This window comes from Microvirga tunisiensis, from assembly GCF_009296175.1.
GTDB lineage: Bacteria > Pseudomonadota > Alphaproteobacteria > Rhizobiales > Beijerinckiaceae > Microvirga > Microvirga tunisiensis.
In genome coordinates, this window is record NZ_VOSK01000007.1 from 13,279 (window position 1) to 32,199 (window position 18,921).

19 protein-coding genes and 1 tRNA gene are annotated in these 18,921 nt (G+C 65.0%); 8 read left to right on the top strand and 12 right to left on the bottom strand.

Annotated elements, in window-relative coordinates; all coding sequences use genetic code 11:
* Nucleotides 1–111 precede the first annotated feature (111 nt).
* Nucleotides 112–606: a hypothetical protein gene (locus FS320_RS04285; protein WP_152709621.1), complete on the top strand. Its 495-nt coding sequence runs from the start codon at nucleotides 112–114 to the stop codon at nucleotides 604–606.
* Here the strand turns inward: FS320_RS04285 and FS320_RS04290 are convergent.
* Nucleotides 578–1,219, bottom strand: coding sequence for a LysE family translocator (locus tag FS320_RS04290; protein ID WP_152709623.1), 642 nt, complete (start codon nucleotides 1,217–1,219; stop codon nucleotides 578–580). The genes FS320_RS04285 and FS320_RS04290 overlap by 29 nt on opposite strands.
* Before the next feature lie 147 nt (nucleotides 1,220–1,366).
* On the opposite strand from FS320_RS04290, the gene FS320_RS04295 reads away from it, so the two are divergent.
* The 3 genes from FS320_RS04295 to FS320_RS04305 all read left to right on the top strand — a co-directional run bounded on the left by FS320_RS04295 (nucleotide 1,367) and on the right by FS320_RS04305 (nucleotide 3,395).
* A complete protein-coding gene (locus tag FS320_RS04295; protein WP_152709625.1) occupies nucleotides 1,367–1,966 on the top strand; it encodes a LemA family protein in 600 nt (199 codons plus the stop codon).
* A 61-nt stretch (nucleotides 1,967–2,027) separates the two neighbouring features.
* Entirely contained in the window at nucleotides 2,028–2,783 is a 756-nt protein-coding gene (locus FS320_RS04300; protein ID WP_244626970.1) for a TPM domain-containing protein, read from the top strand.
* Complete coding sequence (locus tag FS320_RS04305) at nucleotides 2,784–3,395, top strand: TPM domain-containing protein (RefSeq protein WP_152709627.1); 612 nt, start codon at nucleotides 2,784–2,786, stop codon at nucleotides 3,393–3,395.
* Here the strand turns inward: FS320_RS04305 and FS320_RS04310 are convergent, their stop codons facing one another.
* The 8 genes from FS320_RS04310 to FS320_RS04345 form a co-directional block, all read right to left on the bottom strand.
* Entirely contained in the window at nucleotides 3,396–4,133 is a 738-nt protein-coding gene (locus FS320_RS04310; protein ID WP_152709629.1) for a DUF1223 domain-containing protein, read from the bottom strand. It abuts the gene before it with no gap.
* Nucleotides 4,134–4,161: 28 nt separating this feature from the next.
* A complete protein-coding gene (locus tag FS320_RS04315; protein WP_162002820.1) occupies nucleotides 4,162–5,109 on the bottom strand; it encodes a lipid A biosynthesis lauroyl acyltransferase in 948 nt (315 codons plus the stop codon).
* 130 nt (nucleotides 5,110–5,239) lie between these two features.
* Nucleotides 5,240–6,262: a zinc-binding dehydrogenase gene (locus tag FS320_RS04320; protein ID WP_152709631.1), complete on the bottom strand. Its 1,023-nt coding sequence runs from the start codon at nucleotides 6,260–6,262 to the stop codon at nucleotides 5,240–5,242.
* A gap of 351 nt (nucleotides 6,263–6,613) precedes the next feature.
* Nucleotides 6,614–7,360 (bottom strand): SDR family NAD(P)-dependent oxidoreductase, encoded by a 747-nt coding sequence (locus FS320_RS04325; protein WP_152709633.1) that lies wholly within the window; start codon nucleotides 7,358–7,360, stop codon nucleotides 6,614–6,616.
* 3 nt (nucleotides 7,361–7,363) lie between these two features.
* Nucleotides 7,364–8,644: a beta-ketoacyl-ACP synthase gene (locus FS320_RS04330; RefSeq protein ID WP_152709635.1), complete on the bottom strand. Its 1,281-nt coding sequence runs from the start codon at nucleotides 8,642–8,644 to the stop codon at nucleotides 7,364–7,366.
* Nucleotides 8,645–8,654: 10 nt separating this feature from the next.
* The gene (locus FS320_RS04335; RefSeq protein ID WP_152709637.1) at nucleotides 8,655–9,779 is read right to left on the bottom strand and encodes a beta-ketoacyl-ACP synthase; all 1,125 of its coding nucleotides are present in this window, start codon (nucleotides 9,777–9,779) and stop codon (nucleotides 8,655–8,657) included.
* Nucleotides 9,779–10,240 (bottom strand): 3-hydroxyacyl-ACP dehydratase FabZ family protein, encoded by a 462-nt coding sequence (locus FS320_RS04340; protein WP_152709639.1) that lies wholly within the window; start codon nucleotides 10,238–10,240, stop codon nucleotides 9,779–9,781. Before FS320_RS04340 ends, FS320_RS04335 begins: the two co-directional genes overlap by 1 nt.
* A gap of 250 nt (nucleotides 10,241–10,490) precedes the next feature.
* Entirely contained in the window at nucleotides 10,491–10,772 is a 282-nt protein-coding gene (locus FS320_RS04345) for an acyl carrier protein (RefSeq protein ID WP_009490841.1), read from the bottom strand.
* Nucleotides 10,773–11,080: 308 nt separating this feature from the next.
* Here FS320_RS04345 and FS320_RS04350 point away from each other — a divergent pair, with 308 nt between their 5' ends.
* Nucleotides 11,081–11,803: a fused DSP-PTPase phosphatase/NAD kinase-like protein gene (locus FS320_RS04350; RefSeq protein WP_162002821.1), complete on the top strand. Its 723-nt coding sequence runs from the start codon at nucleotides 11,081–11,083 to the stop codon at nucleotides 11,801–11,803.
* Nucleotides 11,804–11,964: 161 nt separating this feature from the next.
* Here FS320_RS04350 and FS320_RS04355 read toward each other — a convergent pair whose 3' ends face one another.
* Nucleotides 11,965–13,746 carry an ABC transporter ATP-binding protein gene (locus FS320_RS04355; protein WP_152709641.1) on the bottom strand — a complete coding sequence of 594 codons (1,782 nt, stop codon included), beginning with the start codon at nucleotides 13,744–13,746 and terminating at the stop codon, nucleotides 11,965–11,967.
* 185 nt (nucleotides 13,747–13,931) lie between these two features.
* On the opposite strand from FS320_RS04355, the gene FS320_RS04360 reads away from it, so the two are divergent.
* Complete coding sequence (locus tag FS320_RS04360) at nucleotides 13,932–14,558, top strand: LysE family translocator (protein WP_152709644.1); 627 nt, start codon at nucleotides 13,932–13,934, stop codon at nucleotides 14,556–14,558.
* A gap of 15 nt (nucleotides 14,559–14,573) precedes the next feature.
* Here the strand turns inward: FS320_RS04360 and FS320_RS04365 are convergent, their stop codons facing one another.
* Both FS320_RS04365 and FS320_RS04370 read right to left on the bottom strand, forming a co-directional pair.
* Entirely contained in the window at nucleotides 14,574–16,970 is a 2,397-nt protein-coding gene (locus FS320_RS04365) for a transketolase-like TK C-terminal-containing protein (protein ID WP_152709646.1), read from the bottom strand.
* Between the two features lie 221 nt (nucleotides 16,971–17,191).
* Nucleotides 17,192–17,266, bottom strand: a tRNA-Gly gene (locus FS320_RS04370).
* Between the two features lie 148 nt (nucleotides 17,267–17,414).
* Between FS320_RS04370 and FS320_RS04375 the strand changes: the two genes are divergently transcribed.
* Nucleotides 17,415–17,942, top strand: a complete 528-nt coding sequence (locus FS320_RS04375; protein WP_152709648.1) for a prolyl-tRNA synthetase associated domain-containing protein — start codon at nucleotides 17,415–17,417, stop codon at nucleotides 17,940–17,942.
* A gap of 51 nt (nucleotides 17,943–17,993) precedes the next feature.
* Entirely contained in the window at nucleotides 17,994–18,899 is a 906-nt protein-coding gene (gene trxA, locus FS320_RS04380) for a thioredoxin (RefSeq protein WP_152709650.1), read from the top strand.
* The last annotated feature ends 22 nt before the right edge of the window (nucleotides 18,900–18,921 follow it).

Genomic DNA, 18,921 nt, shown 5'->3' on the forward strand with positions numbered 1-18,921 from the left:
GCTATCTCCAGGCAAGGAGAAATAGCTCTAGCGCATCGTTCGGTGGGGAAACCGGTCCGTCCCGCGGGGACCTCTGGCGGGGCGATGCGAACTTTGCCACTATGCGCCGGCATGTTCCGCTGGCTCCTCCTCATCCCCTTCGCGCTCCTCATCGCCATCGGCGCGAGCGGCACCTTTTTCCTCATAGCCACCGTCGTCGATCCGGTCATGGCGATGCTGACGGGGGATACGCTCTTCGTCGGCTTCTGGTCGCTGGTGGACGCGGTGTTCGCCGCTGAGGATCCCGGCCCTATCGTGGAGGACGCGTTCTTGGCCGTCGGCCGCATCATGTTCACGCTGCTCATCTTCCCGCCGCTGCTGATCGCGATCATCAGCGAGGTTCTCGGGCTGCGAAGCCTGCTCTGGCATGCGCTTGCCACCGGGATTCTGACGGCAGCGGTGCCATGGATTTTGCGCGGATCGGCGCGGATCACCTCGCCGGCGGAGCTGCATGTGAGTCTCGTGCTCGGCCTGACCGGAGCCGTGGCGGGCTTGGTCTATTGGCTTATCGCCCGGCGCGAGCCTCGGCGTCCCGATCCTACCGCGCCGATGTCGTCAGGATCTTGATCGCGAAGGCCGAGAACAGACCGGCGAAGGAATAATCGATTCCGCGCATGAATTTCGGGTGCCCGCGCAGGAGCGAGATCACCTTGTCGGCGCCCAGGATCACGAGCGCGCCCATGGGTGCCGTGAGCGCGATGAAATAGAGGCCCAGGAACATCAGTTTGTCTGCCGCATGCGGATCGGCCGAGTCGACGAATTGCGGCAGGAAGGTCACGAAGAACAGGACGACTTTCGGGTTCGTGAGATTGATCCCCACCCCCATGAAGAAGGTCTTCCAGAACGGAACCTCCGCCCGTCCTTCCTCTCTCAGATGCAGCGCTGAGCCGTTGCGTACGGCATCGAACGCCATCCACAGCAGATAGAGCGCACCGACGACTTTCAGCACCGTGAAGGCGGTCACGGAAGCCGCCAGAAGCGCCGAGAGGCCGAGCGCCGCCAGCACGGTATGCACGCAGCATCCTGCCATCGCGCCCAGCATCGAGGCCATGCCCGCCTTCCGCCCACCCGCCATGGTTTTCGCCAGGAACAGGCTCATGTCCGGACCCGGCGTGATGAAGAGCAGGATCGCGGCCAGCGTATAGGTGAGCAGGGTGCTGACGTCAGGCAGGAAGGTCATGCGGAGAATCCGATCCGTAAACCGGCGGGATCATGCCCCAATCCCATGTGTACGGCCACCGAAAAGCAGCTTGTTGAAACGCCACCCCTGCTCCATGTGTTGAACCCAGCAAAGGTTCGAAAAAACCGAATCGCGGGAAGGACAAAGATGAAGGCTTTGCTCTCAAGGATGCACGTGGCGCTGATCGGCATGATCCTGGCATTCGGCCTGTCCGCCTGCGGCATCAACAACGTCCCGACCCTGCAGGAACAGGCCAAGGCCGCCTGGAGCGAGGTGCAGAACCAGTACCAGCGCCGGGCCGACCTCATCCCCAACCTCGTCGAGACCGTGAAGGGCTTCGCCCAGCAGGAACGCGAGGTGCTGACCCAGGTGACGGAAGCTCGGGCAAAGGCCACGCAGGTCCAAGTCGATGCCTCCACCGTGACGGACCCTGAGAAATTCCGGCAGTTCCAAGAGGCGCAGAACCAGCTCTCCGGTGCGCTGGGCCGGCTGCTCGCCACCGTCGAGCGCTATCCGGAACTGAAATCAAACGCCAACTTCCTGGCCCTGCAATCCCAGCTCGAAGGGACGGAGAACCGCATCGCGGTGGCGCGGCGCGACTATATCGCGGCGGTGCAGGGCTACAACACGGAGCTGCGCACCATTCCCGGCCGCTGGATCGCCTCGATCGTCTATCCCGACGCCAAGCCGATGGAGACGTTCACCGCCACCGCCGGCTCCGATCGCCCGCCAGAGGTGAAGTTCTGACGTGCTTCGTCCGATGAGGGGTGGCCCTTCCGTCCTGCCCTTATCCGCTTGGCAGGGGGTCATGGTGGCGCTTGGCGTCATGGTCTTCCTTGGGCTCAATCCCGCCCTCGCTCAGACCTTTCCGCAGCTCACCGGCCGTGTCGTCGATGCGGCGAATCTCCTGAAACCCGAGGAGCGGACAGCACTCGAAGCGAAATTGAAGGCCCATGAGGACAAAACCACCGATCAGGTGGTGGTCGCGACATTGCGCTCCCTCGAAGGCTACGAGATCGAGGACTACGCCAACCGGCTCTTCCGGCACTGGCAGCTCGGCCGGAAGGGCAAGGACAACGGCGCATTGCTCCTCGTCGCGCCGCAGGAGCGGAAGGTACGCATCGAAGTGGGTTACGGGCTGGAAGGTGCGCTGACGGATGCGCTCTCCAAGGTCATCATCACCACGGCCATCGCGCCACAGTTCCAGAAAGGTAATTTCGCCGGCGGCATCGATGCAGGCGTCGACGCCATGCTGTCGATCCTCACCGGCGACGCAGAGGAATGGCATCGCCGGGCCGAAGTGCGCGAGGACAACACCACGAGCATCGATCCCGTCATTGCCTTCATCATTCTCCTGATGCTGTTCTTTCTGATCTCGCGCCTGATGGGAGCAGGACGAGGGCGCGGCGTCAGGCGGGGACGCCGTGGTCCCTGGATCGTCACGCCCGGCGGATGGTCGGGCGGAGGGGGCTGGTCCGGTGGCGGCGGTGGATGGTCAGGCGGGGGAGGCTTCTCGGGAGGCGGCGGCTCGTCGGGCGGCGGTGGCGCTTCGGGGAGCTGGTAGATGATTTCACCCGACGATCAGATGCGGCTCGCCCATGCGATCAGCGACGAGGAGGACAACACCTCCGGCGAGGTCGTGCTCGTCATCGCCGAGCAGGCGGGCCATTACCGCGCGATCCCGCTTCTCTGGGCGCTTCTCGCGGCGCTGATCACGCCCTGGCCGCTGATCTGGCTGACATCGATCAGCACGTCGCGGATCTTCCTGATCCAGCTCGCGGTGGCGCTGACTTTGAGCCTCGCCCTCTCCTGGCCGAAGCTGCGCTATGCCCTGGTGCCGCGCTCGATCAGGCGTGCCCAGGCCCACGAGGCCGCCTCGCACGAGTTCCTGCGCCGGGGTCTCACCCGCACCCGGGAGAAGACGGGTGTGCTGATCTATCTGGCGCTCGCCGAGCACCATGCCGAGATCCTGGCCGATACGGGCGTCGCGGACCGGGTCGATGCGGGACTATGGGCCGACATCGTCGCAGACCTGACCGCAGCGATCAGAGACGGGCGCATGACGGAAGGTCTGATCGAGGCCATCCGGCGCACGGGCGCGATCCTGGCGGAGCACGCCCCTCCCCGCCTTGACGACGTGGACGAGCTGCCCAACAAAGTCATCATTCTGATGTGACTAGAGGCCGGGGCCTTTCGCGGCGCCCAGGATGACGCCGGGCCGGGCCGCGTCGGTGCTCTGCAGGAGCACCACATAGGCGTCCCCGCCGCTGCGCGCGGTTTCGAGCGGCACCTCGAAACGGGCCGAGCCGCCGAGCCATTCGCCGACGCGCGTCAGGCCGCGCACCACATTGGCATAGGTGATCGTCTTGCCGCGGTTCTCGCCGCGCTCGATCGGCACCGTCTGCGACTTCAGGACGGGCAGCACCCACAATTCGGCCGAACGCTGCGCGGTGTCCGGGGTCTCCTCCACGGCAATCGTCAACATGCCGTTCTGCTCACCCACGGTCACGTTCACCGGCAGGGACTTGCGCCCCTTCGAGGTGGCCTGGATGGCCGTCTCGATCTGGTCCCGGTCGGAGCCGATGCAGGATTTCTTGCCGTTGACGATCATCTGCGGCGTGAAGACCTGCCGGTCCTTGCGGGAATGGGCGTAGGCTTTCTGGCGCTCGGTGAAGGCCACACGGGCGAGCGTGTCCTTCCAGCCGAGATAATCCCAATAATTCACGGGCATGGACAGCGCGATGACGTCCGGCTGGCGAGAATATTCAACCAGGAGCTCATCCGCCGGTGGGCAGGAGGAGCAGCCCTGGCTCGTGAACAGCTCGACGACCGCACGCGGGGGGTCCGCCAGAGCAGGCTGAAGGAGAGCGGCCAGACCGAGGGCCGCCAAAGTCAGTGTCAAACGGGACGCCATGGTGCCGCTATCGAACACGAAATCGACCTCAAGGGAAACTCACGTTACCTTGAACGGCGGCCGGAACCCGCCAGCGGCGGTGCATCCACAGCCATTGCTCGGGATATTCCCTCACCCATTCCTCAACGACGGAGGTCATGGCCTGCATGGCGCCCTGCACGTTGATCTGCCCGTCGGGATCGCGGGGCAGATCGAGCGGCGGCGTGAGCTGCAGGCGGAAGCGATGGTCGGCTAAGCGGATCACCCGCACGCCGTGAACCGGACAATCGAACCGGCGGGCGAACTTGCCGAGGATCGGGTTCACCAGGGCCGGGTGGCCCATGAAGTTCACGATCACGCCCCTGGTGAAATGCTGGTCGATGAGCATGCCGAGATGGCCGCCCTTCTCCAGCGCGCCCTGCATGGCGAAGGCCGCACCCTGGCGGGCCGCCTCCAGATTACCCATGGTCTCGCTGCGGATCTCGTGCAGGACGCGGGCGATGGCCGGATCGTTGGGCGCGCGGAACACTGCCGTGGTATCGAGCCCGAAGCGCGCGGCGCAAATCGCGGGCAGTTCCCAATTGGCCAGATGGGCGGAAAAGATGAGCCCGGGCTTGCCGTCGTCACGAAGAGCCAGGAAGTGGTCGATCCCGTCGACCTCGGTCCGGCCGGGTGTCGTGCTGTCCGGATCGAAATCGAACAGGCGGCCGAGATGGGGATACTCGCCGCCCGTGCGACCGAGATTGTCCCAGGCGGCGAGCGCCAGAGCCTTCACCTCGGCGTCGGATTTGTCCGGATAAGCCGCTCGGATATTGGCAAGGGCCGTCCTGTGGGCCCGCAGCAAGGGACCGAAGGTGCGGGTGAGCGCAGCCCCCACGGCGCCGGAGCGCTCAGGACCCAGAGCCCGCGAGAAAGCAAAGACGCCACGCACGATGCCGACCACGACCGATCCGATGAAACGCGAGACAAGGTTGCGGGAGCGGTGGGGCTGCTGCACGTCGTTTGAGTCCTGGCATCATGAGCCGGCGCCGGGCCGGCATTAAAAAGAAAAGGCCCCGCGTGTTTTTCGCGGGGAGCCCGTTTCGTCAAGATCTGTAGCTGCGCGGCCGTTTGTACCAGAGGCCGGGTCAGAAAGTCACGACGACCTTGCCGAAGACCTTTCGGCCCTCTAGCCGCTCCAGGCCCTTCTGGAATTCGTCCAACGGGAAGACAGCGTCGATGACCGGCGTCATGCCCCCGGCCATCTTGTCGAGCGACTGCGCAATGTTCTCGATCCGGCAGCCGAAAGAGCCGAAGATCCGGTATTGCTGCTGAAAGAGCTGCATCAGGTTCATGGTTGTAGAGACGCCCGAGGTCGAGCCGCAGGTCACGAGGCGCCCGCCGCGCTTGAGGCAGAGGAGCGAGCCGTTCCAGGTCTCGGCGCCCACATGCTCGAACACCACGTCGACGCCCTTGCGCTTGGTCAGGCGACGCACCTCGCCCTCGAAGCGCTCGGTGCGGTAATTGACGACGTTATCGGCGCCGAGCGCCTTCGCCTTCTCGCCCTTCTCGTCGTCGCCCACCGTCGTATAGACGGTGCAGCCGATGTCCTTGGCCATCTTGATCGCCGCCGTGCCGATGCCCGAGCCGCCGGCATGGACGAGGATCGACTCGCCCGGCTCCAGCTTGGCGTTGTCGAAGAGCATGTGCTGCACGGTGCCGAAGCCGATGGGCGCGCAGGCCGCCTGCTCGAAGGAGACGCCCTGCGGCACCGGGATGACCAGCCGCTCCGGCCGGTTGATGAGCTCGCGCGCGAAGCCGTCGATATGGAAGCCCATGATGCCGGCGACGTTCTCGCACAGATTGTCCCAGCCCTTTTGGCAGGCCTTGCAGTGGCCGCACGTCTCGGCCCCGTACATGGTCACCGGATCGCCCGCCTTGAACCGGGTCACACCCTCGCCTACCGCGGCGATCTCCCCCGAGGCTTCGACGCCCACGGCCTGAGGCATCTTGCGCTTGGCAAAGGCCATGCCGCGAAAACCCCAGACATCGAGGAAATTGAGAGCCAGCGCCTTCACCCGCACCTGTACCTCGCCGGGAGCAGGCGGCGGAGGCGCCTCCATCTCGGTGATGCGAAGGTCACGGTCGCCGAAGAGCTGAAGGGAGCGCATGAAAACCAATCCTGGTCGTGTGACCGCCTGCGTCTCAAAGTGCAGCGTTCACAGAGAAATTCTTTTCCGGCGGCTTAAAGGGCTGAGGGGCGGATGACAAGTTTTGTGTCGTTCCCGGCCGGAGCGGGAAAGACGATCCATCATCGCCCGCAGCGCTTGTCAGTGGACCCTCTCCCGGCCTTTCGGCCGCCGGGGACGACACCCTCCACGTCATGGCCGGGCTTGTCCCGGCCATCCCGATAAGGAAAAGCGCGGCGTTTCAATCCATCGGGATCACCGGCACAGGGCCGGGGATGACGTGAGAGGTATCATTCTCTCGCAAAGCATCAGCGCCGAGGACGACAGGGGAGACTACCGATGCACGCCCAGCATCGAGGTCAGGCCGCCGTCGATCGGCAGTACTGCGCCCGTGATGTAGGCGGCGGGCTCGCTCAGGAGAAATGCGGCGAGGCCGGCGACCTCCTCCGGCTTGGCGAAGCGTCCTGCCGGGATCTGCTTTTCCATGTTTTCACGGTAGGCCGCGTAAGGGGCCATCATGTCCGTGTCGATGAAGCCCGGCGCGATCACGTTGACGGTGACACCCCGCTTGGCGGTCTCGACGCTGAGCGTGCGGCAATAGGAGATCAGCGCGCCCTTGGAGGCCGCGTAAGCCGCGTTGCCGGGATTGCCCTGGAGCGCCGCGACGGACCCGATGGTGACGATGCGGCCGGCCTTGGCGCGGATCATGCCGCGCATGAGCGCCTTGGCGATCCGGGTGAGCGACCAGAAGTTCACCTGCATGGCGGCTTCGGCCTTGTCCTGCTGCATCATGGCGGCGAGCGCGTCGTAGGGCTGGCCGGCATTGTGCACGAGGCCGAAGAAGCCCTCGCCTTCGATGCTCTCGCAGAAGGCGTCCAGGGCTGCCTTGTCGGCGAGATCGATTTCATGCGCCGTGATGGTGCAGCCGGGATGGGCCTGCATCAGCTCGTCGGCCAGCGCCTTCGCGGCATCGCCCGAGGAGCGGTAAGTGAAATCGACATCGTGGCCGGCCGCAACCAGCGCCCGCACGATGGCGGCGCCCACACCCTTAGCCCCGCCCGTCACCAGAACCCGGGTCATGATCTAAGCCCCTTTCGGCTCGGCCCCGAAGACGAGGCAGGTGTTCTGGCCGCCGAAACCGAAGGAATTCGAAAGCACGTAATTCACTTTCGCGTCGCGGGCGACGTTCGGAACCACGTCGAGCGGGATCGCAGGGTCCGGCACCTGATAGTTGATCGTCGGCGGGATGCGGCCGGTGGCGAGGGTGAGCAACGACATCACGGCCTCGACCGCACCGGCGGCCGTGAGCGTGTGGCCGATCATCGACTTGTTCGAGGAGATCGGGAGATTCGCCATGCGCTCGCCGAACACGGCGGTGCAGCTCATGGCCTCCATCTTGTCGTTCTCCGGCGTCGAGGTGCCGTGGGCGTTGATATAGTCGATGTCCTCAGGGACAACGCCCGCATCCTCGAGCGCCTGGCGGATCGCCGTGATGGCCGGCATGCCGTCAGGCGAGGAGCGGGTACGATGGAAGCCGTCGCCCTTCTCGCCGCAGCCGAGCACATAACCGAGGATCTTGGCGCCGCGCGCCTTCGCGCTTTCCGCGTTCTCGAGCACGAGGGCCGCGCCGCCCTCGCCCATGACGAAGCCGTCGCGGTTCTTGGAGAAGGGCTTCGAGGCGCCTTCCGGGTTCTCATTCTGGGTCGAAAGCGCCGAGAGCAGCGAGAAGCGGATGAGAGATTCCGGATTGACCGAGCCGTCAGTGCCGATGCAGAGCGCCGCATCGGTCTCGCCCCGGCGGATTGCCTCGACGCCGAGCTGGATGGCGGTGGCGCCGGACGAGCAGGCGGTGGAAAGGGAAATCGGCGAACCCCTGGTGCCGAAGCGGTCGGCGACCCGGTCAGCGACGGTGCCGAAGATGAAGAGGTCGTGCCAGGGCTTGAACTCGCCGGAAGCCGCCGCCTTCAGGAGGTCCTTGTAGGTGACGTCACCCTCCTGACCGGAAGCCTTGGCCAGTGCCTCGCGCTGCGGCCATTCCATTTCGACCGGCGGCACGGCGATGAACAACGCCCCCGGAAAATCCTCTTGGGCGAGGCCGGACTGGCCGACGGCTTCCTCGGTCGCTAGCATGGCGAGGCGCTCGGAGAGCATGGGAGCGCAGAAGGGCTCCACATCGATCGAGTCGATGGTGCCGGCAATCGTGGTGCGCAGGCCTTCCGTGGGGAAGCGGTTGATACGGTGAATGCCGGATTTGCCGGCCGTGAGAGCGGCCCAGGTATCATCCTTGCCCTGGCCGAGGGATGTGACCGTGCCCATGCCGGTGACGGCGACGAGCGGGCGACCCTGATTATCGCGAAGCGCCATAGCCTTCTCCTCAAGCCTTGGTGAGCCGGATGGCGCCCTCGCCGCGCCAATGGCCGACGGAGGTGACGAGCGCCTCGCCTGCGTTTCCTTGTGCAATCAGGCCAGCGGCCAGCGCGACGCCTGTGGGAGCCTGCGCCTCCATCGTATGGCCGACGAGATCGCCAGTGGCGTGAACCGCTGCACCCGGCGCGATGTCCTTGAGCGCCGCCTGCTCCTCGTCCGTGAGGCCCTTGATGCCGGTGGCGCCCGACAGCACCACATCGGGCTTCGCGCCGAGCTGCTTCGACAGGGCATGGAGCGCCCCCACGATGCTGCCTGCCTTGCGGCGGGAGCGGTCCGAAGCGATGCCCGCGATAGCGGCGAGCGGCTTTACGCCGCGCGATGCCGCGTGCTCGCGGGATTCGAGCACCATGAAGCAGGCGCCGGACCCGAGGATCATGCCGCCGCCATCGGCGGGGCGTTCCCAGACCGGACGGTAGGGCTTCTTCCAGAGGAAGCCGCCCATCTCATAGATCAGGAGCACGTCGGCCCGCTCGGCATTGTAGGCGCCGCCGACGAGGAAGATGTCGTCCTGCCCCGAGGCGATGCGCTCGCGGGCGATGCGGATCGCATCAGCGCCGCTCGATTCCTCACCCATGAAGGTGCGCGAGGCTCCCGTCACGCCGTGGACGATGGAGATGTTGCCCGCCAGGAGGTTCGAGAGCTGCGCGAGAAACAGGGTCGGGCGCAGGTCGCCCATCAGGCGCTCGTTGAGGAAGACGCCCGGGTTTTCGGCCTGCCGCAGCCCGGTGAGGATCTGCCCGTCGACCGCATAATCCCGCTCGCCGCCGCCGGCGGAGACGATGAGCTGCATGCGGCCTTTCAGGGCCGCATCCTCCTTCGCACCGGCCGCGTCGAGGGCGAGGCCTGCGGCATAGCAGCCGAGCTTCTGCCATGCCTCCATCTGGCGCTGGTCGGACTTTTTCGGGATCTGCCGGTCCCATTCCAGAGCCGTGATCCGATGGACCGGGAAGGGTTCGAAGGTGGTGGTGTCCGTGTTCGGAGCACCGCCGCCCGCAAGCGCTGTCAGATGCGCCTCCAGGCCCTCTCCGGCACTGGAGACCAGGCCGATCCCCGTAATGATGACATCCCGCATCAAACCGCCTCCTCCAGGAGGCCGATGCGCTTGGCTTGCGCACGCATCAGGCCGTCCATGCCTTCGGGGAAGGGCATGATCCGGAAGCGCAGCTCCGCATCGCAGATCGGCTTGCCCTCGGCCGTGATCCTGGCCTTGGTCACCGCGTAGCCCGAGCCTTCATGTTCCAGCTGTGCCGTGACGGTGAGCACCGTACCCGGTCCGACGAAGGTGCGAAAGCGCGCCTTGTCGACGCCCATCAGGAACGGCATGTGGGTGAAGCCCATGAGGCCGAGCACGAGATAGCCGGAGGCCTGGGCCATGGTTTCGGTCAAAAGGACGCCGGGGACGAGGGGATGGCCGGGGAAATGTCCTTCGAAAACCGTGCTTTCCATCGGCACGGTGGAGGATACCTCGATCCGCTTGGTGTTGCGGTCGAGGCTCGTCACCCGGTCGATCATTTCAAAATATTCGAGGCGCATCCGGATCTCGTACCCTCTAGAGCATCGGACCCAAAAGTGGATTGCACCTTTGGGTCCGATGCTCATTTTAAACTGGCGCATCTTTGATGCGGAAAACCGGGTCCACTTTTCGCTGACGCGGGCCTCTGGTTCCGCACGATGCGTTAGGCTCCCGGCGGTTTCGATGGGAAGAGAATCCATGAGGCGGAGCGCTGATGGATCGCCTCTTCGAGCCGGCTTCAATCGGCCGGCCCGCCGGGATGATTTGTCTTTAGGCCTGCTTGGCGGCCACGAGTGCGTCAATGCGCGCCACGAGATTCTTCAGGACGAAGTACTCCTCGGCAGGTGCCTTGCCCTCGTTCACTTCCTGCGTCCACTGCTCCAGCGGCAGCTTGATCCCGAAGGCCTTGTCGATGGCAAAGGCGATATCGAGGAAGGCCAGGGAGTCGATGCCCAGATCCTCGATGGCATGGCTCTCGGGCGTGATCTGCTCGCGCGGGATATCGGCGGTCTCTGAAATGATGCCGGCGACGGTCTCGAAGGTGGACGACATGACGCCGCTCTCCTGAACTGCTTGTTGATCTCAACGATCCAGCGCCGGCAAGCTCTCAAGGCCCGGTGTCCAGCCGCTCTTTTCGTCGAGGAGGGTTGTTTCGAAACGCACCCCTTACACGACCGGCTGCAGGGCGGCAACCGATTGGTTGCATCTCTGAGGACCCGTTTCGGCCCAAGCGTCGGAATTTTACCTGCGGCAACTACTTAAGGGGCAAGCGATTGATTAATCGGTTCCCATCGCCGATAAGGGCCGCCTTCGGTCGCAACCCGAATTATCTTACATTTAGACAGATTGCTTGGATCGACGTGTTCAACAGGTTTCTCAAGCCTGAAATCCGCTATGCCCGCCGCATGGCTCGCATCGCGCGCTGGGACAGGCCCGTGGAGGGGCTGCCCGGTCGCCTGCGCGCCTGGGCGAACATGCTGCTCGTCGATCATGGGGTCTTCCGCCTCTTCTACCTGAACAAGCACCGGGTGACCGACCGCCTGTGGCGCTCGGCCCAACCCGCTCCGCATCAGATTGCCGCCCTTAAAGGCGAGGGCGTGCGCACCATCATCAATCTGCGCGGCGGTCGCGAGCACGGCTCGTGGCAGCTCCAGAAGGAGACTTGCGAGCGGCTCGGCATCCATCTGGAGGAGTTTATCGTCCGGTCCCGCGGGGCGCCGGACCGGCAAACGCTGCTGTCCGCAAAGGCATTCTTCGACAAGATCGAATACCCGGCCGTCCTGCACTGCAAGTCGGGCGCAGATCGGGCGGGCTTTGTCGCAGCTCTCTACCTTGTCGTCTTCGAAGGCAGATCCATCGATGAGGCTCAGCGCCAGCTCTCCGTGCGCTTCGGCCATTTCCGCTTCTCGAAGACGGGCATCCTCGATGAATTCTTCGATCTTTACCGCCGAGAGGGCGAGGCCAAGGGCATCCCGTTCCTCACCTGGATCGAGACGCAATACGATGCCGAGGCCCTGGAGCGGAACTTCCGCCCGAGCTTCTGGTCGAGCCTCCTGATCGACAGGATCATACGGCGCGAATAGGCCGCAGCGACGGTGGCCTAGCCCGGTCACCTTCTCGAACCTCATCCTGGGGAGCAGACGTAGTCCGCGTCTCGAAGGAGGATCCAGCGCCCCCTGGAGACGCCTCGCCCTTCGAGACGCTTCCTTCCTTGGGGTGAGGCTCTGAAGGCTGTTCGCAGAGTTTAAGACGCCACGAGGTTGTGCTCTCCGTCGTCGGAGAGCTGCAGGCGGTGCAGGCGGGCGTAGGTGCCTCTCTTCGCAATCAGAGCCTCGTGCGACCCCGTCTCGGCAACCCGCCCGTTCTCCATCACCACGATCTTCTCCGCATTGCGCACGGTCGAGAGGCGGTGGGCGATGACGAGGGTGGTGCGGCCCTTCATGAGGCGACGGATGGCATCCTGCACCAGGCGCTCCGATTCCGAATCGAGGGCGCTGGTCGCCTCGTCGAGCAGCAGGATCGGGGCATCCTTCAGGAAGGCGCGGGCGAGCGAGATGCGCTGGCGCTCGCCGCCCGACAGGCGTCCGCCACCGGGGCCGACCACCGTGTCGTAGCCTTCCGGCTGCTTCAGGATGAAGTCATGGGCCGCTGCCGCTTTGGCCGCAGCAACGATGTCTTCCTCGGACGCATCCGAGCGGCCGAAGGCGATGTTGGCCCGGATGGTGTCGTCGAAGAGGATCACGTCCTGGCTCACGACCGCAACGGCGCGGCGCAGGCTGGGCAGGGTCACGTCCCGCACGTCCTGCCCGTCGATCAAGACGGCGCCCTGGTTGACGTCATAGAGGCGCGGCACAAGCGACAGGAGGGTCGATTTGCCCGAGCCGGAGCGGCCCACCAGGGCCGTGGTCTGGCCGGCCTTGGCCACCAGATCGACGCGGTCGAGCGCCACGGCCTCGCCGTCGTAGGAGAAGGTGAGATCCGAAAATACGATCTCGCCGCCTTCGAGCATGAGCGGCTTGGCTCCGGGCTTGTCCTGGATCCGGGGCGCCTCGTCCATGATGGTGAAGGTACGATGGAGAGCCGCCGCCGCCTCCTGCACGATGGCGTTCAGGTTCCCGAGCGCCCGAATCGGCTGCGCCGCCATGACAAGGGCGCTGACGAAGCCGGTGAAGTCGCCGATCGTGCTGTTGCCGGACAGGATCCTGCGGCCGATCAGCATGAGCACGAGGGCAACGGCGAGGCCGCCGCCGGTCTCGAGGATAGGATCCATGCGCCCGCGCGCATTGGCGGCCTTCATCTTGAGGTCGCGCACATTGTCGAAGGTTCTGGCGGCCTTGGTCTTGAGATAGCGCTCGAGCCCATAGGTCTTGGCGATGCGGGTTCCAGCCAGGCTCTCGGTGATGAGGCTTGCCATCAGGCCCGTCTGCTCCTGGGTCGAGACGGCGACGCGGCGCAGCTTCCGGCCGATCTTGTTCACCGGATAGGCGAAGAAGGGCGCGATGACGGCCGCCACCAGGGTCAGGACCGGGTCGATCCAGAGCATCGCCGCGACCAGGGCGATGATGGTTGTGATCTCGCGCAGGAACACCGTCGAGAGACGGGTGAGCGCCTCGCGGATGAATGCGAAATCCGTGGTGAAGCGCTGAGTCAGGGCGGCCGGGCTCTCGCGCCCGATCTGGGCGAGATCGGCCTCGATCAGGTGGCCGTAGAGTGCCGTCTGCATGTCGGCCTCAATCCGCGTCACCACCTTGTTGGTGAGGACCGTCAGAGCCAAGAGCGAAAAGCCCTTCACGGAGGTGACCGCAATCACGAAGAGCGGCGCCAGCATGATGGCCTGCGCGTCCTTGGCGTCGAAGGCGTCGAAGGCCGCCTTGATCAGCACCGGGTAGAGCCCTGTCGCGCCCGACACCAGGGTCACGAGCAGGAGCACCAGGGCGAGCGTCCTCGCGTGCGGACGCATCCAGTCCCGCCACAGGCGGACGATCAAGGGAAGGGTGTCGCCTCGAAGGAGGCTTTGACGGGCCATGCTCTGTCTTGAGATTCTCGTGCCGAAGGGCTCGCGGTTAGCACGCAAAGCCCCCCGGCGGCAAATCCTGTGCAGGGCTCGAATGCCACCAGCGCCGCTTTGCCGCTTTCGGACAAGCGCACTCCTCCTCTCGACACGGGCCCGAATCCATGGCTGCATGACCGGACCATCGAACAGGAAATGCTATGACCCTCGAGACCTGGCTCGCCTTCACGGCTGCCTCCGCCGTGCTGCTCGTCATTCCGGGACCGACCATCCTGCTGGTCGTTTCCTACGCCCTCGGACAGGGCTGGCGGACCGCCCTGCCCATGGCCATCGGCGTCGCGCTGGGCGATTTCACCGCCATGACATTATCGCTTCTCGGCCTCGGGGCGCTGCTCGCCGCCTCGGCCACGCTGTTCACAATCCTCAAGTGGGCAGGCGCCACCTATCTGATCTGGCTCGGCATCAAGCTCTGGCGGGCCGGCGGAGCCCTCGATGCCAAGCCGCGCATGGATGCTGCGTCGGCCCTGAAGATGCTGAGCCATGCCTGGCTCGTCACGGCGCTCAATCCGAAGGGCCTGACCTTCTTCATCGCCTTCCTGCCGCAGTTCATCGATCCGAAGCTCGCGCTCCTGCCGCAGGTCAGCCTCTTTGCAGCAACCTTCCTGATCCTCGCCTTCGCGAACGTCATCACCTATGCCCTCATCGCGTCGCGGGCGCGCAGCATGGTGCAGAGCCCGCGGACGATGCGCGTGATCAACCGAACCGGCGGCAGCCTTCTGATCGGTGCCGGCGTCGCAACGGTAGCTTTGCGGGCAGGGCAGGCTTAAAGGCCCCGCCGCGTTTCACACGGCCTTGAGATGCCGGATCGGCCGGCCGGGCGCGATCATCTCGGCGGCTGAGATAATGCCTTGCGCGTCGATGCCGAAATGGCGGTAAAGGTCCTTGATCGTGCCCGTCTGGCCGAAATGCTCGACGCCCAACGAGCGCGTGCGGTGGCCCATGACGGAGCCCATCCAGGCGAGCGTCGCAGGATGACCGTCGATCACCGTGATCAGCCCGCAATGGGGCGGCACGTCGGCGAGCAGGCGCTCCACATGGGACCGCGCATGGACAAGCCCGCGCTCGCGGGCGCGCTGCGCCGCCGTCCAACCGGCATTGAGCCGGTCGGCCGAGGTGATGGCGAGCAGGCCGATGTCGCGCCGGTCCTCGGCCATGAGTCCGACGGCCTCGATGGCCTCCGGCGCGACCGCACCCGTATAGGCGACGACCACCTGGGCATTGGGGCCGGGCTTTCGCAGCCAATAGGCGCCGGCCCGAATGTCTGAGGCGAGGTCCAGGGTCATCTCACGCTGCGGCTGTTCGAGGCTGCGGGTCGACAGGCGCAGATAGACCGAGCCGCCGGTCTCGTCGCGCAGCCAGGTATTCTCGTCCGCCTCGCCCTCCCCGTTGCGCTGCATGTAGTCGAAGGCCCAGCGCATGATCACGGCAAGCTCGTCGACGAAAGCGGGCTCGAAGGAGGCGAGCCCGTCCTGCGCCATGCCGACGAGCGGCGTGCCGATGGACTGATGTGCGCCGCCCTCAGGCGCCAGCGTCACGCCCGAGGGCGTTGCGACGATCATGAAGCGGGCATCCTGGTAGCAGGCATAGTTCAGCGCATCGGCGCCGCGGTAGATGAACGGATCGTAGAGGGTGCCGATGGGCAGGATCCGCTCCCCGAAGAGCGAATGCGAGAGGCCGAGCGCCGCGAGCACGATGAAGAGGTTCATCTCGGCAATGCCGAGTTCGATATGCTGGCCCTTCGGCGAGAATTCCCAATTGTAGGTCGAGGGAATCCGCTCCTTCTTGAAGGTGTCGACGAGACTCTCGCGGGCGAACAATCCACGTCGGTTCACCCAGGTGCCGAGATTGGTCGAGACGGTCACGTCCGGCGCCGTGGTGACCACGCGCGAGGCGAGCGCGTGGTCGGAGCGGGCGAGTTCGTTGAGGATGAAGCCGAACCCCTGCTGGGTCGACATGGCTGGATTGGCCGGGAAGGCGAGCTTCTCGGGGACCGGCACCTGCGGCGCGGAGTAGCGCCGGGTGCCCTTCTGGATGAACGGGATTTCCTTCAGGAATCGCTCGATCTCAGCCTGCGGGAGCTTCAAACTCTCGAACTTGTCCCATTCGTGCCCTGCGCGTACGCCTTGGGTGGCGCGCCAAGCCTCCATCTGGGTCGGCGTCAGCATGCCGGAATGGTTGTCCTTGTGGCCGGCGAGCGGCAGGCCGAAGCCCTTGATCGTATAGGCGAGGAAGCAAACAGGGCGGTCATGCCGGCGCGCTTTCTCGAAGGCGTCGAGCAGGCTCGGCAGGTCGTGCCCGCCGAGATTGGACATGAGCTGCGCCAGCTCCTCGTCCGAGCGCTTCTCGATCAGGCGCGTCACCGGACCCTGATCGCCGAGATCGTCGAGGAGACGCTTCCTCCAGGCAGCCCCGCCCTGGTAGGTCAGGGCCGAATAGAGCTGGTTCGGGCAGGAATCGATCCAGTCGCGCAAGCGTTCGCCGCCGGGCTCCTTGAACGCCTCCTGCATCAGAGCGCCATGCTTGAGGATCACCACGTCCCAGCCGAAATTGCGGAACAGCGCCTCGAAGCGCTCCCACAATCCCTCGCGGATCACGGCGTCGAGGCTCTGGCGGTTGTAGTCGATGATCCACCACGTATTGCGGATGCCGTGCTTCCAGCCCTCGAGCAGCGCCTCGAAGATGTTGCCCTCGTCCATCTCCGCATCGCCCACGAGCGAGATCATGCGGCCTTCGGGCATGTCCTTCGCCCAGCCGTGCGCCTTCACGTAATCCTGCACGAGGCTGGCAAAGAGGGTCTGTGCGACGCCGAGGCCCACCGAGCCGGTGGAGAAATCCACATCGTCGATGTCCTTGGTGCGGGACGGATAGGATTGCGCGCCCTTGTAGCCGCGGAAATTCTCCAGCTTCTCACGTGTCTGGCGGCCGAAGAGGTACTGGATCGCGTGGTAGATCGGGCTGGCATGGGGCTTCACCGCCACCCGGTCCTCCGGCCGCAGCACCGAGAAGTAGAGCGCGGTCAGGATCGTGGAGAGGGAAGCCGAAGAGGCCTGATGGCCGCCGATCTTCAACCCGTCTTCGTTGGAACGCAGGTGATTGGCGTTATGAATCGTCCAGGTGGAGAGCCAGAGCACCTTGCGCTCGAGTTCCTTCAAGATGCCCAGGTGCCGCGCGTCCGCCATGTGTTTTCTCCCGTTTGGCCGAGATATACGCTCGAAGCTACGGGGAGGCGAGGCCCAAGCCGGCGGCCGCGCTCATCGTGCGGAAAAGGGGCCCGGTTTTTCGCATCAACGATGCGCCGCAGAAGGGATTGAGCGTCGGATCGGCTTTTCGGAGGAGCTTGAGAAAACGAAAAGCCCGCCAAGCGGCGGGCCTTCGTAAAACTCTCGATTGTGAGAGAAATTGGAGCGGGCGAAGGGATTCGAACCCTCGACCCCAACCTTGGCAAGGTTGTGCTCTACCCCTGAGCTACACCCGCGCTCCGCGATGCGCGAGGCATCGTTGCGAGGCCGTTGATGTGCCCCAAAACGGCTCGCTTTGCAAGTGGGTCCTGCAGAAGTTTTTCAGCAGACCCTTGAGCCTGCTTCATCCGGTCGCTAGAAGCCGAGTGCATATGGAGGATCATCTTGGCCCATCTGTCTCCGCAGGAACTCCTGGATCGTCTGTCCTCGCTCGGCATCAGGGCCGAGACGGTGGAGCACGAGCCCGTCTTCACGGTGGCCGAATCGAAATCCGTCAAGGAGCAGGTTCCGGGCGCCCATTCCAAGAACCTGTTCGTGAAGGACAAGAAGGGCCGCTACTTCCTGATTTCCGCCAAGCACGACACCGCCATCGATCTCAAGCGCACGCATGAGGCCATCGGCGCCTCCGGCCGCCTCTCCTTCGGCTCCGCCGAGCAGCTGCGTGCCCTGCTCGGGGTCGAGCCCGGTTCGGTCACCGCCTTCGCAGTGGTGAACGATAGTGAAGGCAGGGTCACGATGGTGCTCGACGCCAATCTCATGGAGCATGAGCGGGTGAATTTTCACCCCCTGGTCAATTCTATGACCACCGGCGTGTCACGGGAGGATCTGGTGACATTCCTGCGGGCCACGGGGCACGATCCGCTCATTCTGCGCCTCCCGGAGCCGCCGGTGGAATTGCCAGACAACGCTTAAGCTCCCATTTAAGGAGCGTCTTTCTCACGACTCTCACCTTTCGAGGATCGCATGCTGTCCGATACCCCTGTCCCCGGAACCTCCTCCGACGATCTCGTGAAGGACACCACCACGGCGAATTTCCGCCAGGACGTGCTCGCCGAATCCATGCAGCAGCCTGTGCTGGTCGATTTCTGGGCTCCCTGGTGCGAGCCCTGCAAGCAGCTCACCCCGATTCTGGAGAAGGCCGTGCGTGCCGCCGGCGGCAAGGTGAAGCTCGTGAAAATGAACATCGACGAGCATCCGCAGATCGCGGGCCAGCTCGGCGTGCAGTCGATCCCGGCCGTCTTCGCCTTCCAGCGCGGCCAGCCGGTGGATGGCTTCATGGGCGCCCTGCCCGAAAGCCAGATCAAGAGCTTCATCGAGCGCCTGGTCGGTCCGCTCGGCCCCAACGCGGCCGAGGAGATCCTGGCCGAGGCCGACCGCCTGTTTACCGAGGGCGATATCGGCGGGGCGGCCGAGCTCTATTCCGCCGTCCTTGCCCAGGACCCGGAGAACGTCGTGGCGTTGGCCGCGCTCGTGAAACTGCATGTGGAGGTGAGCGATCTGGAGGGCGCCAAGCGCTTCCTCGCCATGGCGCCCGAAGCCAAAGCCAACGATCCGGCTCTCGCCGGCGCTCGGGCGGCGATCGAGCTCGCCGAGCAGGCAGGCTCTCTCGGCGACCTGGCGGATCTCCAGCGCAGGGTCGAGACCGACCCCACGGACCATCAGGCCCGCTTCGATCTGGCGGTGGGGCTGAACGCCCGCGGACGGCGCGAAGAAGCTGCCAACCACCTCCTTGAAATCGTCCGCCGCGACCGCAATTGGAACGATGATGGCGCGCGCAAGCAGCTCGTCCAGTTCTTCGAGGCCTGGGGGCCGATGGATGCGATGACGCTGGCAGGGCGGCGGAGGCTCTCCTCGCTCCTGTTCTCTTGACGCCCGACGGTTTGGGAGATCG